16 protein-coding genes and 1 pseudogene are annotated in these 15,779 nt (G+C 44.8%); 8 read left to right on the forward strand and 9 right to left on the reverse strand.

Translation table 11 applies throughout. From position 1 onward, the window contains the following. Positions 1-14: 14 nt before the first annotated feature. The 5 genes from BTO10_RS18300 to rpsB all read right to left on the reverse strand — a co-directional run bounded on the left by BTO10_RS18300 (position 15) and on the right by rpsB (position 4,133). On the reverse strand, positions 15-767 hold the full coding sequence (locus tag BTO10_RS18300; RefSeq protein WP_004738590.1) for an isoprenyl transferase: 753 nt from the start codon (positions 765-767) through the stop codon (positions 15-17). A 98-nt stretch (positions 768-865) separates the two neighbouring features. Further along, entirely contained in the window at positions 866-1,423 is a 558-nt protein-coding gene (gene frr / locus BTO10_RS18305; RefSeq protein WP_004738588.1) for a ribosome recycling factor, read from the reverse strand. A gap of 98 nt (positions 1,424-1,521) precedes the next feature. Further along, on the reverse strand, positions 1,522-2,253 hold the full coding sequence (pyrH, locus tag BTO10_RS18310; RefSeq protein ID WP_004738586.1) for a UMP kinase: 732 nt from the start codon (positions 2,251-2,253) through the stop codon (positions 1,522-1,524). A 161-nt stretch (positions 2,254-2,414) separates the two neighbouring features. Beyond that, positions 2,415-3,260, reverse strand: a complete 846-nt coding sequence (gene tsf / locus BTO10_RS18315) for a translation elongation factor Ts (protein ID WP_004738584.1) — start codon at positions 3,258-3,260, stop codon at positions 2,415-2,417. A 141-nt stretch (positions 3,261-3,401) separates the two neighbouring features. Then, complete coding sequence (gene rpsB, locus BTO10_RS18320; RefSeq protein WP_063524560.1) at positions 3,402-4,133, reverse strand: 30S ribosomal protein S2; 732 nt, start codon at positions 4,131-4,133, stop codon at positions 3,402-3,404. A gap of 458 nt (positions 4,134-4,591) precedes the next feature. Between rpsB and map the strand changes: the two genes are divergently transcribed. The 3 genes from map (at position 4,592) to BTO10_RS18335 (ending at position 8,796) form a co-directional block, all read left to right on the forward strand. Next, positions 4,592-5,470 carry a type I methionyl aminopeptidase gene (map, locus tag BTO10_RS18325; RefSeq protein ID WP_004738580.1) on the forward strand — a complete coding sequence of 293 codons (879 nt, stop codon included), beginning with the start codon at positions 4,592-4,594 and terminating at the stop codon, positions 5,468-5,470. A 138-nt stretch (positions 5,471-5,608) separates the two neighbouring features. Next, entirely contained in the window at positions 5,609-8,230 is a 2,622-nt protein-coding gene (gene glnD, locus BTO10_RS18330) for a bifunctional uridylyltransferase/uridylyl-removing protein GlnD (RefSeq protein ID WP_102423123.1), read from the forward strand. A gap of 182 nt (positions 8,231-8,412) precedes the next feature. Next, complete coding sequence (locus BTO10_RS18335) at positions 8,413-8,796, forward strand: DUF3461 family protein (RefSeq protein ID WP_004738577.1); 384 nt, start codon at positions 8,413-8,415, stop codon at positions 8,794-8,796. A gap of 104 nt (positions 8,797-8,900) precedes the next feature. Here BTO10_RS18335 and truC read toward each other — a convergent pair whose 3' ends face one another. Together truC and BTO10_RS18345 are read right to left on the reverse strand one after the other, a co-directional pair. After that, a complete protein-coding gene (gene truC, locus BTO10_RS18340) occupies positions 8,901-9,650 on the reverse strand; it encodes a tRNA pseudouridine(65) synthase TruC (protein ID WP_105025620.1) in 750 nt (249 codons plus the stop codon). Then, positions 9,650-9,964 carry a YqcC family protein gene (locus BTO10_RS18345; protein ID WP_105025433.1) on the reverse strand — a complete coding sequence of 105 codons (315 nt, stop codon included), beginning with the start codon at positions 9,962-9,964 and terminating at the stop codon, positions 9,650-9,652. Before BTO10_RS18345 ends, truC begins: the two co-directional genes overlap by 1 nt. An 86-nt stretch (positions 9,965-10,050) precedes the next feature. On the opposite strand from BTO10_RS18345, the gene BTO10_RS18350 reads away from it, so the two are divergent. After that, positions 10,051-11,091 carry a DUF3549 family protein gene (locus tag BTO10_RS18350; protein ID WP_105025434.1) on the forward strand — a complete coding sequence of 347 codons (1,041 nt, stop codon included), beginning with the start codon at positions 10,051-10,053 and terminating at the stop codon, positions 11,089-11,091. Between the two features lie 88 nt (positions 11,092-11,179). After that, entirely contained in the window at positions 11,180-11,488 is a 309-nt protein-coding gene (locus BTO10_RS18355) for a DUF3301 domain-containing protein (protein ID WP_105025435.1), read from the forward strand. Here the strand turns inward: BTO10_RS18355 and BTO10_RS18360 are convergent. Next, positions 11,454-11,972 carry a GNAT family N-acetyltransferase gene (locus BTO10_RS18360; RefSeq protein WP_004738571.1) on the reverse strand — a complete coding sequence of 173 codons (519 nt, stop codon included), beginning with the start codon at positions 11,970-11,972 and terminating at the stop codon, positions 11,454-11,456. The two genes, BTO10_RS18355 and BTO10_RS18360, sit on opposite strands and share 35 nt — an antisense overlap. A gap of 749 nt (positions 11,973-12,721) precedes the next feature. Between BTO10_RS18360 and BTO10_RS18365 the strand changes: the two genes are divergently transcribed. From BTO10_RS18365 to BTO10_RS18375, 3 genes and pseudogenes are all read left to right on the forward strand, one after another. Next, positions 12,722-13,009: a hypothetical protein gene (locus BTO10_RS18365; protein WP_105025436.1), complete on the forward strand. Its 288-nt coding sequence runs from the start codon at positions 12,722-12,724 to the stop codon at positions 13,007-13,009. A 64-nt stretch (positions 13,010-13,073) separates the two neighbouring features. Continuing rightward, positions 13,074-13,517, forward strand: coding sequence for a YaiI/YqxD family protein (locus BTO10_RS18370; RefSeq protein ID WP_105025437.1), 444 nt, complete (start codon positions 13,074-13,076; stop codon positions 13,515-13,517). A gap of 75 nt (positions 13,518-13,592) precedes the next feature. Continuing rightward, positions 13,593-14,107 (forward strand): annotated as a pseudogene (locus tag BTO10_RS18375) (MipA/OmpV family protein); the annotation flags it as partial. A 74-nt stretch (positions 14,108-14,181) separates the two neighbouring features. Here BTO10_RS18375 and BTO10_RS18380 read toward each other — a convergent pair. Next, the gene (locus BTO10_RS18380; RefSeq protein WP_004738565.1) at positions 14,182-15,768 is read right to left on the reverse strand and encodes an AbgT family transporter; all 1,587 of its coding nucleotides are present in this window, start codon (positions 15,766-15,768) and stop codon (positions 14,182-14,184) included. Between the last annotated feature and the right edge of the window lie 11 nt (positions 15,769-15,779).

Raw genomic sequence — 15,779 nt, forward strand, 5'->3', positions numbered from 1 at the left:
CCAAAAAATCCTTATTAACTGTCCATCAGAGCTTTAATCTGCTCACCGGTGCAGCCAAAACGGCGCTCACGATTTACAAACCAAGTCACAGCTTCGACTAAGCTGTCTTCATTAAAGTCTGGCCAGAATTGTTCAGTAAAGTACATTTCGGCGTAAGCCAACTGCCAAAGCATGAAGTTACTAATGCGGCATTCACCGCTGGTACGGATCAGAAGATCAACTTCAGGAATATCCGCCATTGTCAGGTGCTGTGTAATCATAGCTTCATCAATGTCTTCTACATTAATATCGCCAGACTTTACCTGTTGAGCGATGGAAGTCATCGCTTGCTGAATATCCCACTTACCACCGTAGTTTGCGGCGATATTGATAACCATGCCGGTATTGGTGCTAGTCAAAGCTTCCGCTTCTTCGATTTTCTTTTGTAGTCGATCATTGAAACGACTTTTATCACCAATAACACGAAGTTGTAGATTATTTTTATGGAGCTTTTTCACTTCACTTGAAAGCACGGAGATAAAGAGTTCCATTAAAATACCCACTTCTTCCTCTGGTCGACGCCAGTTCTCGCTACTGAATGCGAAAAGTGTAACGGCTTTGATGCCCAATCTGGCAGCAGAAGAGATGGTTTTACGAACGGCTTGAACACCGTTTTTATGACCAAATACGCGAGGCTTGCCCTGAGCTTTTGCCCAGCGACCATTACCATCCATGATGACAGCAATGTGTTTAGGAAGAGAGTCTGTGAACGCTTGAGAATTATGCATAAAAGAGTGAATCAAATTCTAATAGTCGAACAGAGTAGCATAAAAAAACGCTGAACAGTGAGTACAGCGTTTTTCCGGAAAGAAAAGAATATGGAAAATTAAACTTCCATCAACTCTTTTTCTTTAGTTGCTAGAACTTCGTCTACGTTCTTAACCGCAGCGTCAGTTAGCTTTTGAATTTCGTCTTGTGCTTTACGATCTTCATCTTCAGAGATTTCTTTATCTTTAAGAAGCGCTTTTAGATCGCCATTCGCGTCACGACGGATGTTACGGATAGCAACACGACCACCTTCAGCTTCGCCACGAACGATTTTAACTAGGTCTTTACGACGCTCTTCCGTTAGCGGTGGAAGTGGAACACGGATAACCGTACCCGCAGACATAGGGTTTAGGCCTAGGTCAGATGTCATGATCGCTTTTTCAACTAGAGGCGTTAGTGTTTTATCAAACACTGTGATTGCTAGAGTACGTGCGTCTTCAGCAATAACGTTAGCAACTTGAGTCAAAGGCGTTGGTGCACCGTAGTACTCTACTGTAAGGCCAGAAAGTAGGCTTGGGTGTGCACGACCTGTACGAATCTTTTGCAGGCTGTTTCTTAGTGCATCAACACTCTTTTCCATGCGCTCTTGAGCGTCTTTTTTGATTTCGTTAATCACAATTTCACCTTGATTATGTTCTTTCTTCAAGAAAGCTTTTTATTTGGAGTGATAAGGATAAAGCTTACCAGAGTATAGCCCCCAGTAAGCCCGAAAAATTAGTCAGCGTCGCTGATTAATGTACCTTCAGTTTCACCCATAACCACGCGGCGTAGTGCGCCTGGCTTATTCATGTTAAATACACGGATTGGCATTTTGTGATCACGTGCTAGCGTAAATGCAGCCAAGTCCATTACTTTAAGCTCTTTCTCAAGAACTGTGTTGTAAGACAAAGTATCATACAGCTCTGCGTCTGGGTTTGCTACTGGGTCAGCAGTAAATACACCATCTACTTTTGTCGCTTTTAGAACTACGTCAGCTTCAATTTCGATACCACGTAGACATGCAGCAGAATCAGTAGTGAAGAATGGGTTACCAGTACCAGCAGAGAAGATCACAACGCGACCTTGACGTAGTTGGCTGATTGCATCTGCCCAGTTGTAGTCGTCACACACGCCTTTTAGAGGGATTGCAGACATTACACGTGCGTTTACGTAAGCACGGTGCAGAGCGTCACGCATAGCAAGGCCGTTCATTACTGTTGCAAGCATACCCATGTGGTCGCCAACAACGCGGTTCATGCCAGCTTCAGCAAGACCAGCACCACGGAACAGGTTACCGCCACCGATAACAACACCAACTTGAACGCCTAGTTCAACCAATTCTTTTACTTCTTGAGCCATACGATCAAGGATCGTTGGGTCAATACCAAAACCTTCTTCGCCTTGTAGCGCTTCGCCGCTAAGTTTTAACAGAATACGTTGATACGCTGGTTTAGGGTTCGTAGTCATGGAGTTTACCTTCCAAAGAGTTGATGATTAACAGTCATGGATAAAAACTGAGTAAGTCAGTTTGCATTCATAACCACTAACGTTGCCTTCAAAAATAGTTCACTATTCATAAAAAGACCGCAGCATTTGCCACGGTCTTTTTTCAAACAATACGCTAAGGATTAACCTTTTTGTACCGCTGCAACTTCGTCAGCGAAGCTCATTTCAGCAGCTTTCTCGATACCTTCACCAACTTCTAGACGTACGAAGTTAGATACTGCAGCACCTTTTTCTTTAAGGATTTCGCCAACAGTTTTCTTAGGTTCCATGATGAAAGCTTGACCTGTTAGAGAGATTTCGCCCGTGAATTTCTTCATACGGCCGATAACCATTTTCTCAGCAATCTCTTGAGGCTTGCCTTCGTTCATAGCGATTTCAACTTGAACAGCTTTCTCTTTAGCTACTACGTCTGCAGGTACGTCTTCTGGGTTAACGAACTCAGGACGAGATGCAGCAACGTGCATTGCAACGTGCTTAAGAGTTTCAGCTTCGCCTTCACCAGCTACAACAACACCGATTTTCTCACCGTGACGGTAAGAAGCTAGTGCAGCACCTTGAACGTATGCTACGCGACGGATGTTGATGTTTTCGCCGATTTTTGCAACTAGAGCAACGCGAGTTTCTTCGAACTTAGCTTGTAGCTCTTCTACAGAAGCTTGAGTAGCTACTGCGTCAGCTGCTACTTCTTCTGCGAATGCAGTGAAGCTAGCATCTTTTGCTACGAAGTCAGTTTGACAGTTAACTTCAAGAAGAGCAGCTACGCCGTTCTCTTCTTTGATGATGATTGCGCCTTCAGCAGCAACGTTACCAGCTTTCTTAGCTGCTTTCGCTGCGCCAGATTTACGCATGTTTTCAATTGCTAGTTCGATGTCAGCGTTTGCTTCTACAAGCGCTTTCTTACATTCCATCATGCCAGCGCCAGTGCGCTCGCGAAGTTCTTTAACTAGAGCAGCAGTTACAGTTGCCATTCTCTATTCCTCGGTTGATTCGAAAATAAGGTAAAAATCAGGGGCCAAAATGAGGCCCCCGATCTAACTATAACTTAGCTTACATTTAATAAAGATTTCAAAATCTATATTAGCTAAGCCAAGCGTGATTCAGAGCCGCTATTATTCAGCTTCTACAAAACCATCTTTTTCAGCAGCTACAGCAGCAACGTCTTTGTTACGACCTTCTTTAACCGCTTCTGCAGCAGCGTTTAGGTAAAGCTGTACTGCACGGATTGCATCGTCGTTACCTGGGATAACGAAGTCAACACCGTCTGGGTTAGAGTTAGTATCAACAACAGCGTAAACTGGGATACCTAGGTTGTTTGCTTCTTTAACTGCGATGTGTTCGTGATCAGCATCGATTACGAATAGAGCGTCTGGTAGGCCGCCCATGTTCTTGATACCACCAAGAGACTTCTCTAGCTTCTCCATTTCACGAGTGCGCATTAGAGCTTCTTTCTTAGTTAGCTTGTCGAAAGTACCGTCTTGAGCTTGCGCTTCAAGTTCTTTCAGACGCTTGATAGACTGACGAACAGTTTTGTAGTTCGTTAGCATACCGCCTAACCAGCGGTTGTTAACGTAGAACTGGTTGCTGTTTACAGCAGCTTCTTTAACAGCTTCAGATGCAGCGCGCTTAGTACCAACGAAAAGAACTTTACCTTTTTTCTCACCAACTTTAGCGATTTCTGCTAGAGCTTCGTTGAACATTGGTACAGTTTTTTCTAGGTTGATGATATGTACTTTGTTACGAGCACCAAAGATGAATGGCTTCATTTTTGGGTTCCAGTAACGAGTTTGGTGACCGAAGTGAACACCAGCTTTAAGCATATCGCGCATTGATACAGTTGCCATTTTAAAATCCTCTATGGGGTTAGGCCTCCACATCCCCCATGAATCCGACCCCTAACAACTAACCACTTTTCAGCCGTTATCTGTGTTGTTGAAGCACCCCGGAACATGTGACGGAATGTGTGTGATTTAAAGATATAAGTTAGTGGATACCAAAGCCTGTTTCGCCAGTTGGAGAAAACAGTCCTGATGTCCGGCGCGCTTTATACCATATTTTGTCTATCTATGGCTAGAAAAAAATCGAAAAATGGCGACTGCTATACTGATCTCTGAAGGTGATTTTCCTCTATAAAATAGTGTCTATATCAAACGGCTTCTGCATCCGTTAGCCGAGCATTATTTAATCACGTTAACAGTATCCACCGGTATTGTACGGACATGGTAATGTTGCGCTAAATTGCTGCACTGATAGAATACCCCCAATATGCACACTTAGGTGCTACCAAATTAAGAGATATGCAATGGCTGTAAAAATTAAAACTGCTGAAGAAATCGAAAAAATGCGCGTCGCCGGCAAACTGGCTGCTGAAATTCTAGAGATGATCGAACCTCACATCCAAGTAGGTACGACGACAGAAGAGCTAAACCAAATCTGTCATGACTACGCTCTAGAAAGAGGCGCATACTCAGCACCACTTGATTACCACGGTTTCCCTAAGTCTATCTGTACGTCTATCAACCACATCGTGTGTCACGGTATCCCAGCATCACAAGACGAAACTGGTAGCACAGGTCAATTTAAGCCTGCTGTACTTAAAGATGGCGACATCCTTAACGTAGATATCACAGTAATCATCCCTGACGACGAAAATGCAGATCTAAGCACTCGTCCTCAAGGCTACCACGGTGATACGTCTAAGATGTTCCTTGTGGGTGAAGTATCACCTGCAAACAAGCGTCTGTGCATGGTTGCTCAAGAAGCACTTTACGAAGGTATGCGCCAAGTGAAGCCAGGTGTTCAACTTGGTCAAATCGGTACGGCGATTGAGAAGTACATCAAGACCAACAACAAGAACAACCCTCGCGCTAAGTTCTCTATTGTTAAAGATTACTGTGGTCACGGTATCGGCTCTGAGTTCCACGAAGATCCGCAAGTTGTACACTACAAAAACAACGACCGCACAGTACTGAAAGCGGGCATGTGTTTCACTATCGAGCCAATGATCAACGCCGGTAAGTTTGGCTGCCGTCTTGATGACGAAGATAGCTGGACAGTGTACACAGCAGACAGCAAGAACTCGGCTCAATGGGAGCACACACTAGTTGTAACAGACACAGGTTGTGAAGTTCTAACACTGCGCAGCGATGATACTATTCCACGTATCATGAAAAACGCTTAGTTCACTGAGCTAAACGCATCAAACCTTTAAAATATCCTCGCATTGTCGAGGATATTTTTTTATCCGCTCAATTTCGATTTTCCACCAGCTTCTGGTAAATTGTTTAATATTCTCATTTGCTTGCACGGATAGCAGACTATGCCTTATCAATGCCCTCTTACGTTCAATGACGAACAAATTGAAATCTGCGAATTAAAAAATCAGCTCGAGATCTTCACGCAGTACCAAAAAAATGAATTCCTAAATCACCACCCTGTTACTGACTTGGTATTGCTCCGCTCTGAATACATGGACTTGTTACTCAGACGCTTGTGGGAGCACTTCGGTTTTAGCAACCTACCTCATATCTCTCTAGTTGCTGTGGGCGGTTATGGTCGTGGTGAACTTCATCCGCTGTCAGACATTGATATCTTAATCGTATCTCAAAAAACATTGCCACCAGCCCTAGGTGAAAAAGTCAGTCAGTTCATAACCTTGCTGTGGGATTTAAGGCTCGAAGTTGGCCACGCAGTACGTACCATTGCTGAGTGTATTGATATTGGTTTCGATGATCTAACCGTTGCCACCAACCTACAAGAATCACGCTTATTGTGTGGCAGTGAAGATACCTTTCAAGAACTTAAACTGAAGATTCATTCCGATTCATTTTGGCCAAGTGAGACCTTCTACAAGGCAAAGATTCAAGAACAGAGAGAGCGTCATGCGCGCTACCACGATACCACTTACAACCTTGAACCTGATATCAAGTCTACGCCAGGCGGCCTACGAGACATCCACACTCTGAGCTGGGTGGCACGTCGCCACTTCGGTGCGACTTCTCTGCTTGAAATGAGCAAGTATGGCTTCCTTACCGATGCCGAGTATCGTGAGCTCGTGGAATGCCAAGATTTCTTATGGCGCGTTCGCTTCGCACTGCATATTGAGTTGCGCCGCTACGACAATCGCCTGACGTTTGCCCATCAAGCACAAGTCGCCGAACACCTTGGCTACACAGGCGAAGGCAACCGCGGTGTCGAGATGATGATGAAGGAGTTTTATCGAACCCTTCGCCGCGTGGCAGAACTCAACAAAATGCTGCTCAAGCTCTTCGACCAAGCGATCATAAATGGTGGTGAGACAGAAGAAGCTGAGATTCTCGATAATGACTTCCAGCGTCGAGGCTCACTGATAGAAGCGCGCAAGCCTGCTCTATTCCAAGCAAGGCCGGAAACCATTCTCGATATGTTTATCCATATCGCCAATGATTCTTCCATCGAAGGGGTTAGCCCTCCAACATTACGACAGCTACGTACAGCACGTCGCAGGCTCAACCGCTTCCTGCATACTATCCCTGAAGCACGTGAGAAGTTTATGACTCTGGTCCGCCACCCCAATGCACTGCACAAAGCGTTTAGCTTGATGCACAAATTGGGCGTGCTCTCAGCTTATTTACCGCAGTGGAGCCAGATCGTGGGCCAGATGCAATTCGACCTGTTCCATGTTTACACTGTGGATGAACACAGTATTCGACTGCTCAAGCACATCAATCGCTTCGGTCAAATTGAAAACCACGACAAACACCCTATCTGTTGTGAAGTCTACCCACGAGTGCAGAAGAAAGAGCTGCTGATCCTAGCCGCTATCTTCCACGACATCGGTAAAGGTCGTGGCGGTGATCACTCAGAGATTGGTGCGGTCGAAGCGTACTCTTTCTGTATTGAGCATGGCTTATCAAAACCAGAAGCCAAGCAAGTGGCGTGGCTAGTACAAAACCACTTGTTGATGTCTGTTACCGCTCAACGTCGCGATATCTACGACCCAGAAGTGATAACCGAATTCGCCAAGAAAGTACGTGACGAAGAATCACTAGAGCTGCTGGTTTGTTTAACCGTTGCCGACATCTGTGCAACCAACCCAGAGCTATGGAACAGTTGGAAACGAACTCTACTCGCAGAGCTATTCCACTCAACTCAGCGTGCGCTGCGACGTGGCTTGGAAAACCCGGTCGACGTTCGAGACCGTATTCGTCACAACCAACAAATGGCATCTGCACTGCTACGTAAAGAAGGCTTCACCGCTCGTGAAATTGAAGTGTTGTGGCAACGCTTTAAAGCCGATTACTTCTTACGTCATACCCACAAGCAAATTGCATGGCATTGTGAACATTTACTACGCCTAGAAGATCCAAGCCAGCCTTTAGTTTTGATCAGCAAAAAAGCGACACGAGGCGGAACAGAAGTATTTGTTTACTGCAAAGACCAAGCAGCACTGTTTGCTACCGTGGTTGCCGAGCTCGACAGACGTAACTTCAACGTTCATGACGCTCAGGTTATGGCGAGCAAAGATGGTCATGTTCTGGATACCTTTATCGTACTGGATCAGCATGGTAATGCGATTGACGAAGCAAGACACAAGGCTGTCGCAAAACATCTGACCCATGTTCTAGCCGATGGTCGCCCTACGAAGATTAAGACACGTCGCACGCCGCGTAACTTACAGCACTTTAAGGTAAAAACTCTGGTTGAGTTCCTACCAACCAAGAGTAAAAAACGCACCTTAATGGAACTAAGAGCGCTCGATACTCCAGGGCTCCTAGCACAAGTTGGTGCAACCTTCGCAGAGTTAGGGATCAACCTACATGGTGCTAAAATTACGACCATTGGTGAACGTGCAGAGGATTTGTTTATTCTGACTAGCGATACAGGTGGGCGACTTTCTGAAGAGCAAGAACAGGCGCTCAGAGAAAGGCTAACCGAGCATGTTTCCGAGCTTGCACCTTAGAACACAAATGAAGTACAACTCGCTGGTTTAATGACCAAATAAGTGTGGGCGAAGATAGAGAGCGATCTTGCCCACAACTTACAATCAATTCACAGATATCAACTATCTAGCTCGTCGTTAGGCTGCTACATTGATTAAGTCAATTACATAAAAGTATTACATTCATAAACTAGAGGTCGCTTATGTATCCAAACCTCACTGGCTTAGGTATCCACGAGCCTAAACAGATTGAACGTTACTCCCTTCGCCAAGAAGCACACAAAGATATCCTAAAGATTTATTTTCGTAAGCAAAAAGGCGAGCTGTTCGCGAAAAGCGTTAAGTTTAAGTACCCAAGACAAGTAAAAAGTGTGCTTGTTAGCGGTGGCAATAATCAATACAAAGAAGTGACTGAGATTAACCGCAACCTCACGCTTGTGATTGATGAACTTAATAAGATCACCAAACCTACGCCAACCACTGAGATGGATGTAAAACAGAAGATCCTGACCGACTTGCGCCATTTAGAGAAGGTTGTGTCTAGCAAGATCGCTGAGATCGAAGCGGATCTAGAAAAACTAAAATGATCCCGATGCTAGGCAACTAATGACTAACGTTGGTTGATCTACTCAGATTATACAGACAAGAAAAAGGGCTGATATCACTATCAGCCCTTTGTTTTATCAAACTTTTATTTAGACGACCGTACTTGCGCATCGACTAAATTTGTATCCCATTCAAAGGCTTCAAATAGCTGTAGCCAAGTTTCATCAAGGCTTGCCTTCATCACTAATTCTTCTTTCGTGAAAGGGTGAATAAAGCGTAACTCTGAAGCGTGCAGTAACAAACGGTGTGAATCCAAGTTTTCACGGAACAGTCGGTTATGCTTACCATCACCATGAGAAGTATCCCCAACAATTGGGTGTCTTAGGTGGGCCATATGACGGCGCAGTTGATGTTTACGGCCCGTCTTTGGCAACATCTCCACTAAGCAGTAACGGCTCGTTGGAAAACGCCCTGTCGAATATGGTACTTCCACTTTTGCCAGAGGTTCATAAGTCGTCACAGCCTCTTGTGCTTCCTTGTCCTCTTTTGCAAACTTATCTGCAATCTTGTCTAGCTCGACCTTAAGTGGGTAATCAAGCGTATCGCCCTCTTCTATCCAGCCACGAACAATTGCATGATAAGTCTTTTGCATCTCATGGTTAGCGAACATCGGCATCACCTCAGAAGCCACTTCACTTGAGAGTGCGAACACCAATACGCCAGAAGTCGGCCTATCTAAACGGTGCAATGGGAACACGTGTTGACCAATTTGGTCACGCAGAGTCTGCATCACAAACTGAGTCTCATGTTTATCTAGCCATGAGCGGTGCACCAGCATTCCTGCAGGCTTATTTACCGCGACAAAGTACTCATCTTGATAAATGATCTCTAACATTAGGCGCATACCTCATCAATGCTTTGAATCGTCACTAGTAGCTCAGCTTTGTCCGCCTCGTTTTTCCATACTTCACCAAAATATGGATGAATAGCAAACCCTTTAGGTAAAGGCATTTGCGCGTCAATCATCGCATTGATCTTTACGATGAAGATCCACTGTAGCCACTCTTCGGGTTGCAGTGAATCGATAGCAAAAGGTTCAACGCTCGCCAGAGCTTCATCCGACGGTGCAACGCTACTCCACAGGTAGCATTGGCGCATTTGTTGTTCTAATTGTTGAAGTAATGGAGGTAACTTTGTGGCAGCTGTCATTTTTCACCAAGTTATTTATCTAGTGACCTTGAAATTGGGGCATAGAGTACCATCTATTGAGGAAAGAAAGTTAGGAGCTTATTACTATGGAAACCATTCACACGCTCACTCAGTTATTGAAGAATAGCGGTTGCCAATACGATATCTACGATCTTGGTCGTCGTATCCAGAAAATCGACAACACCTTATTCTCAGATGTTGAGCAAGGGAAACAGCCATACCCATTTCCACTTCAGAAACAAGCTCACTTAGCGATCAGCTACTGGAATGCACAGAAGCAGCCATGGATCTGGTTCTTAAAATTCAAACTGGATGAAAGAGGCCTACTCAACCAAGCAGATGTAGGTAACTTTTTGAAGTTCGTATTAGAAGCGATGGGCACGCGTTTAAGCGGTGAGATCAGCGAAGAGCAACAAGAGAAGCTGTCAAACAACCCATACACCTTCAAGCCTTCTGAAGACAAAATGGCGGTATTCCATAGCCAAGTAAGAGCAGAATTAGATCTTGCGACTAGCCAATACTATGAGCATGCTCAGCACTACTTCACCGGTGAATTAGGTTGGGACAATTGGCAGACTGTTGGCCTTCAAGGCATCACTGATATTTGTGCCCGTCTCGGCAGCCAACAAAACGGTGTCGCGATTCGTAAAGCCTTCAATAAGCTTCCTTCTGAACCACTTTACGCGACATTAGGCGCACTTGAACACACGCAAATTAATGACAAGCTAGCTCAACGCTTACAAGAGATGGCAGAGAGTGAGATCAACAGCAGCGAACCAGACCTGTTCTTGTTGTCTGCACTAGTGCGTGCCCTATCCGGTGCAGAGCCAAGCATCACCAATTCAGTAATTAACCAAGTTCTGGCGAGCCCGCGTTTAAGTCATCAAGAAGTACTGATTGGTTTAGCAGGCCGAAGCTGGCACTCTCTACAAGACCCAGCCATTGCTGAGCAATTCTTGTTGCGCCTCGCACAAACGGGCAATCAAAACCTATTCAACCAGCTATTTGCTGATCTGGTGATGATTCCAGCTCTGAGAATGGTATTTTTACCATTGCTGAACTCAAACCCATCTCCAGAATTGGCGAATGCACTGATCGAGTTACAACAGGCGACTAAATCTCAGTAACGCTTTAGCAACTAGCTGACAAGCCTCAACAAAGCTGCTGAAAGCTAAGGTTAAATAGGAAGAAAAAGTAAAAGGAAGTATGGATTAAATGATAGATAACTTATTGGCTATTTTGTTTCTGTGCTTCTTTTGCTTTCTGTTTTGGCAGCAGCGCAGGCAATCTGAGCTTGCGAAAGCTGCCATTGCGAGAAAGTGTAAAGAGCTCGATTTGCAACTGTTAAGTGTTGCCTTTAGTGGTCATAAACTAAAGATGCGCCATGAACTCACGACCGTTTGGCGCTGGCACACCATTTACCAATTTGAGTTTTCAGCGTTAGGGGATGACTGTTACAAAGGGAAACTGACCATGGTAGGTTTCCGTTCTATGCGGTTTGAGCTACAGCCTCATAGAATGTAACGTCGCAATAAGCGGTGTATCGATATTCATGATAAGGGCCAAACTGATCTTGTTTGGTCTCTTTAAATACAAAGCCAAGTTTTTCTAAAAGCTTGATCGATGGATTATGACCGACATTAACGGTCGCGAAAACATTCGTTAAACGCTCTTCAAAGCACACCAAATTAAAGAAAGGTTTCAGTACCTCACTGGCAAAACCTTGATTCCAATATTCTTTATCCAAGATAAAACCTAACTCGTGCTTACCTTCTTCTGATGAGATAAATACATGCCCAAGATATTCACGGGTTTGGTTATGGATAATGGCACGGCAAAAGCCGACGTTGTCTTGCAGTATCTCTTGAAATAGTTGCTTCGCAGAAGCGATAGAATGCGGTCCATTCATTTCTGCACGATTAATCGGGCAGCAGTTGAGCTTGATGAAGTCGTGCTGTAGCTGTTCGGTATAAGGTACTAACAGCGTTCTTGAGGTTGCTATCGTCATAAAACACTCCTTGTGTTGACCGTTAGCAGAAAAGCAGATGTATTGCTCCTAAATAAAGAGCCTCTAGATGGGTGAAATGTCCAGATAAAGAAAAGCCCCGACACCGAAGTGTCAGGGCTAGGGTCTTACTCGCAGCAGTCCGGCTACTAATTAATGCTCCATGCATCATCCATAATAGTGGCTGTAATCCTTCAGCTCTTTCCTTTACTTCGCCGTCCTAGCGGTGTCCAATCATCCTGAAAGCTAACAATCCTAGTTAGCGCACATCACTTGTTCCGTGAGCGGTGTCCTTTACATCATCCTGATGCTAATCCAACCCTTTATCCTAAAGGTGTCCATTGTCATTCCATTGCAGCTAACTTCCTGTTAACTGACTGTGTCCCTACAATGTCCTTGCGCTCCATGCTTGATCACTCAATCCTAAGTAACCAAATCTTCATCCTGAAGATAACCAATTCCTTGGTGCTTTCCTGTTCCGTGTCAGAATCCTTCCGACAAGATTTAATTTACGCGATTTAGGATTTCGGACAATAGATTTGCATCACATTTTGAATTCAACCAAGTTGTTAATTATATAAAACAAATAAAATTCAGTAACTTAACCATATACATATCAATTTCTCTAGAGAAGTATTCGCGTTATCTCACAGCGTTTGTAAGAGATCTCTCACACGCCATGGGCAGTTTTATGATTCGCTATCAGTCACCGGAGCGAGTAAAATGACCAAAGACTAAAAATGGAGGTCAACATGCTGACAAAAGATGTTTCTGAAGAGTTGAAATCAGTGCTTGAAGGACTGCAAGCACAAGGCAAAGAGCCAACTGTTGCGTTAGTAAAAGCTCGCATGAGTACATCGGTTCCAATGCCTGCGTTAATTACGACCATTAAAAGCTGGAAAAGCGCGAACCGCGTTCCCAAGGTAGAAGTCGCTGCACAACAAGAACCAGAGGTCGATCGTATTGGCCAACTAGAAAAACAAATCCTTGAACTTACCGCTCGCGTCGCCACGCTTGAAGCCAAATTAGCTGAGCGATAAGTTAGCCGAGAAATAGGTTAACAGTAATAAATCCACAGATTAGCTAACAGAGAAATAGAACACTATGAAAATATGGGTTGATGCGGACGCTTGTCCTAAAGTTATCCGAGAAACCATCGTACGCGCAGCTGAGCGAACCGGTGTTGAATGCACCTTCATCGCAAATCACGTTGTCCCAGTACCGAAGCGTAAAAACATTCACTCTATTCAAGTGCCAAGCGGATTCGATATCGCCGACAATGAAATAGTAAAGCGTACAGAGAAAGGCGATCTCGTGATTACTTCAGATATCCCTCTAGCTGATGAAGTTATCACTAAAGGCGCACTAGCGCTGAGTTCTCGTGGGGAGCTTTATACAAAAGAGACCATTAAAGCGCGCCTAAACATTCGCGACTTTATGGAAACCATGCGCTCAAGTGGCATCCAAACAGGGGGCCCAAGCTCACTTTCTCAAACCGACCGTCGTGAGTTCGCTAACCACCTTGATCGCCTGCTAGCAAAGCGCTAACCCTCCCTTCTTCTCCAGAGAGATCTGGGAACGTCTCATTTAGGCAACAATGAGATCTGTAAAATTTTAATCGACCTACTCCGTTTTGTCGGACTATCTGGAAACTGGCGGTTCGCTGAAGTATCAGATACCTTCGTTGACCTACCCAATGGCATTCAAGACAGAGATGGCAATGGCGAACTCGGGATAACGCTGGGGATAGTAGGCGCTAGGTTCACCTACTTACACGACGTAACCTCGGAGCATAATAGCTACGAAGTTCAGCTGCATCTGGGCAGGGCGTTAGAAACATGGGCAAAGCCATTAACCATTCCCCCCTACCTCGAAGTCGATTATCGTGACAAAAACTTTCTAATCACCTCTACGGTATTTCAAATAGCGAATCCTCTGCATCAGGGCTAAATCAGTTTGATGCAGGGTCTACCTTTGTTTATCAAGCAGGGCTCATTGGCCTCTATAAATTTACACCACGCTGGACTGGTATCAACAAAATGGAATTGACTCACAACGACTCGAACAGCCCTCTCACCCAAAGGGATGTAGGGTGGCCGCTGGAGGTTCGGATGACCTACCGATTTGCAGGCTTGTAATCACTATTTTCCAATAAAGAAAAGCCCGCACAATGTGCAGGCTTTCGGTGTAATCATAAAACAATGATTAGATTCTATGGCGTGTAGTACGTTGCTGCACCAGGGCCAACTGGCAGACCAAATACGAATACCCACACGTAGAACATTAAGCTCCAACCAACGATGAATACGATCGAGTATGGAAGCATAGTTGCAATCAGAGTACCAATACCTAGGTTCTTCACGTAACGCGTTGCTACAGCAAGGATAAGACCGAAGTAGCTCATCATTGGAGTAATGATGTTCGTTGTTGAATCACCGATACGGTAAGCCGCTTGAATCGTTTCTGGTGCGTAACCAACAAGCATTAGCATTGGAACAAAGATAGGTGCTGTTACTGCCCACTGAGCAGAAGCTGAACCGATCATCAGGTTAATGAAGCCACACATTAGGATGAATGCGAAGAACAACATTGGACCTGTTAGGCCGATGTCTTGTAGGAAGCTTGCGCCCGCTACTGCGAATACTTGACCGAAGTTAGTCCACTTGAAGAAAGCAACAAACTGAGCAGCGAAGAATACAAGTACGATGTACATGCCCATAGAAGACATAGACTTAGACATAGCATCGATAACGTCGCGGTCAGTTTTCATTGTGCCGGTAACTTTACCATAAACGAAACCAGGAACTGCGAAGAATACAAAGATGAACGCCACGATACTCTTAAGGAACGGAGAACCTGCTACCGTGCCAGCTGCAGAACGCAGAACGCCGTCTTCAGGAACAATTGTCCAAGCAAGAAGAGCTGATACTGCTAGAACTGCGATACCTGCTAGCTTAAGACCTTTCTTCTCAACGTCTGTTAGCTTGCCCATTGTATCGTTTGATAAATCTTCAGACGCTTCTTCGTCGTTGTATTTACCAAGTTTTGGTTCAACAATCTTCTCCGTTACGAATGCACCTGTAATTGCGATGAAGAAAGTAGACACAAACATGAAGTACCAGTTTGATTCTGGACCAACGGTGTAAGTCGGGTCGATCATTTGTGCTGCTGTTTCTGTAATACCAGAAAGCAGAGGATCAACCGTACCGATTAGAAGGTTTGCAGAGTAACCACCAGATACACCAGCGAATGCTGCCGCTAAACCAGCAAGAGGGTGACGACCTAAAGAGTGGAAAAGCATTGCTGCAAGTGGAATCAGTACCACGTAACCTAGCTCTGAAGCTGTGTTAGAAATGATACCTGCGAATACCACAGTTACTGTAACCATGCGCTTAGACGCGCCCATTACCATGCCACGCATCGCAGCAGATAGTAGACCTGAGTACTCCGCAATCGCTACACCTAGCATTGCAACTAGCACGGTACCTAATGGCGCAAAACCAACAAAGTTTTTAACTAAATTAGTTACGATAAGTTGTAAGCCTTCAGCATTAAGTAGGCTTACAACATGGATCATGCCGTCAGCAGCACGACCAGGAGCACCTTCCGGACGAGGGTCCATAACAGACACTTCAAAGTACCCTGCAATACCAGAAGTAACTAAGATTGCGACACAGAAGATTGCGAAAAGAGTGATAGGGTGGGGTAATAGATTCCCCAAATACTCAACACCATCGAGAAAACGGGTAAAAATGGGTTTCTTTGGCGAGTTGTTTTTTATTGAAGCTGATGAACTCATCAGTTCCCTCC

The organism is Vibrio chagasii (genome assembly GCF_002954585.1).
GTDB classification, from domain to species: Bacteria; Pseudomonadota; Gammaproteobacteria; order Enterobacterales; family Vibrionaceae; genus Vibrio; species Vibrio chagasii_A.

Excerpts from the sequence above, each read along its gene's own strand:
- BTO10_RS18300 (WP_004738590.1), bottom strand. The coding sequence starts at position 767 with ATGCATAATTCTCAAGCGTTCACAGACTCTCTTCCTAAACACATTGCT.
- pyrH (WP_004738586.1), bottom strand. The coding sequence starts at position 2,253 with ATGACTACGAACCCTAAACCAGCGTATCAACGTATTCTGTTAAAACTT.
- tsf (WP_004738584.1), bottom strand. The coding sequence starts at position 3,260 with ATGGCAACTGTAACTGCTGCTCTAGTTAAAGAACTTCGCGAGCGCACT.
- rpsB (WP_063524560.1), bottom strand. The coding sequence starts at position 4,133 with ATGGCAACTGTATCAATGCGCGATATGCTTAAAGCTGGTGTTCACTTC.
- map (WP_004738580.1), top strand. The coding sequence starts at position 4,592 with ATGGCTGTAAAAATTAAAACTGCTGAAGAAATCGAAAAAATGCGCGTC.
- glnD (WP_102423123.1), top strand. The coding sequence starts at position 5,609 with ATGCCTTATCAATGCCCTCTTACGTTCAATGACGAACAAATTGAAATC.
- BTO10_RS18335 (WP_004738577.1), top strand. The coding sequence starts at position 8,413 with ATGTATCCAAACCTCACTGGCTTAGGTATCCACGAGCCTAAACAGATT.
- truC (WP_105025620.1), bottom strand. The coding sequence starts at position 9,650 with ATGTTAGAGATCATTTATCAAGATGAGTACTTTGTCGCGGTAAATAAG.
- BTO10_RS18345 (WP_105025433.1), bottom strand. The coding sequence starts at position 9,964 with ATGACAGCTGCCACAAAGTTACCTCCATTACTTCAACAATTAGAACAA.
- BTO10_RS18350 (WP_105025434.1), top strand. The coding sequence starts at position 10,051 with ATGGAAACCATTCACACGCTCACTCAGTTATTGAAGAATAGCGGTTGC.
- BTO10_RS18355 (WP_105025435.1), top strand. The coding sequence starts at position 11,180 with ATGATAGATAACTTATTGGCTATTTTGTTTCTGTGCTTCTTTTGCTTT.
- BTO10_RS18360 (WP_004738571.1), bottom strand. The coding sequence starts at position 11,972 with ATGACGATAGCAACCTCAAGAACGCTGTTAGTACCTTATACCGAACAG.
- BTO10_RS18365 (WP_105025436.1), top strand. The coding sequence starts at position 12,722 with ATGCTGACAAAAGATGTTTCTGAAGAGTTGAAATCAGTGCTTGAAGGA.
- BTO10_RS18370 (WP_105025437.1), top strand. The coding sequence starts at position 13,074 with ATGAAAATATGGGTTGATGCGGACGCTTGTCCTAAAGTTATCCGAGAA.
- BTO10_RS18380 (WP_004738565.1), bottom strand. The coding sequence starts at position 15,768 with ATGAGTTCATCAGCTTCAATAAAAAACAACTCGCCAAAGAAACCCATT.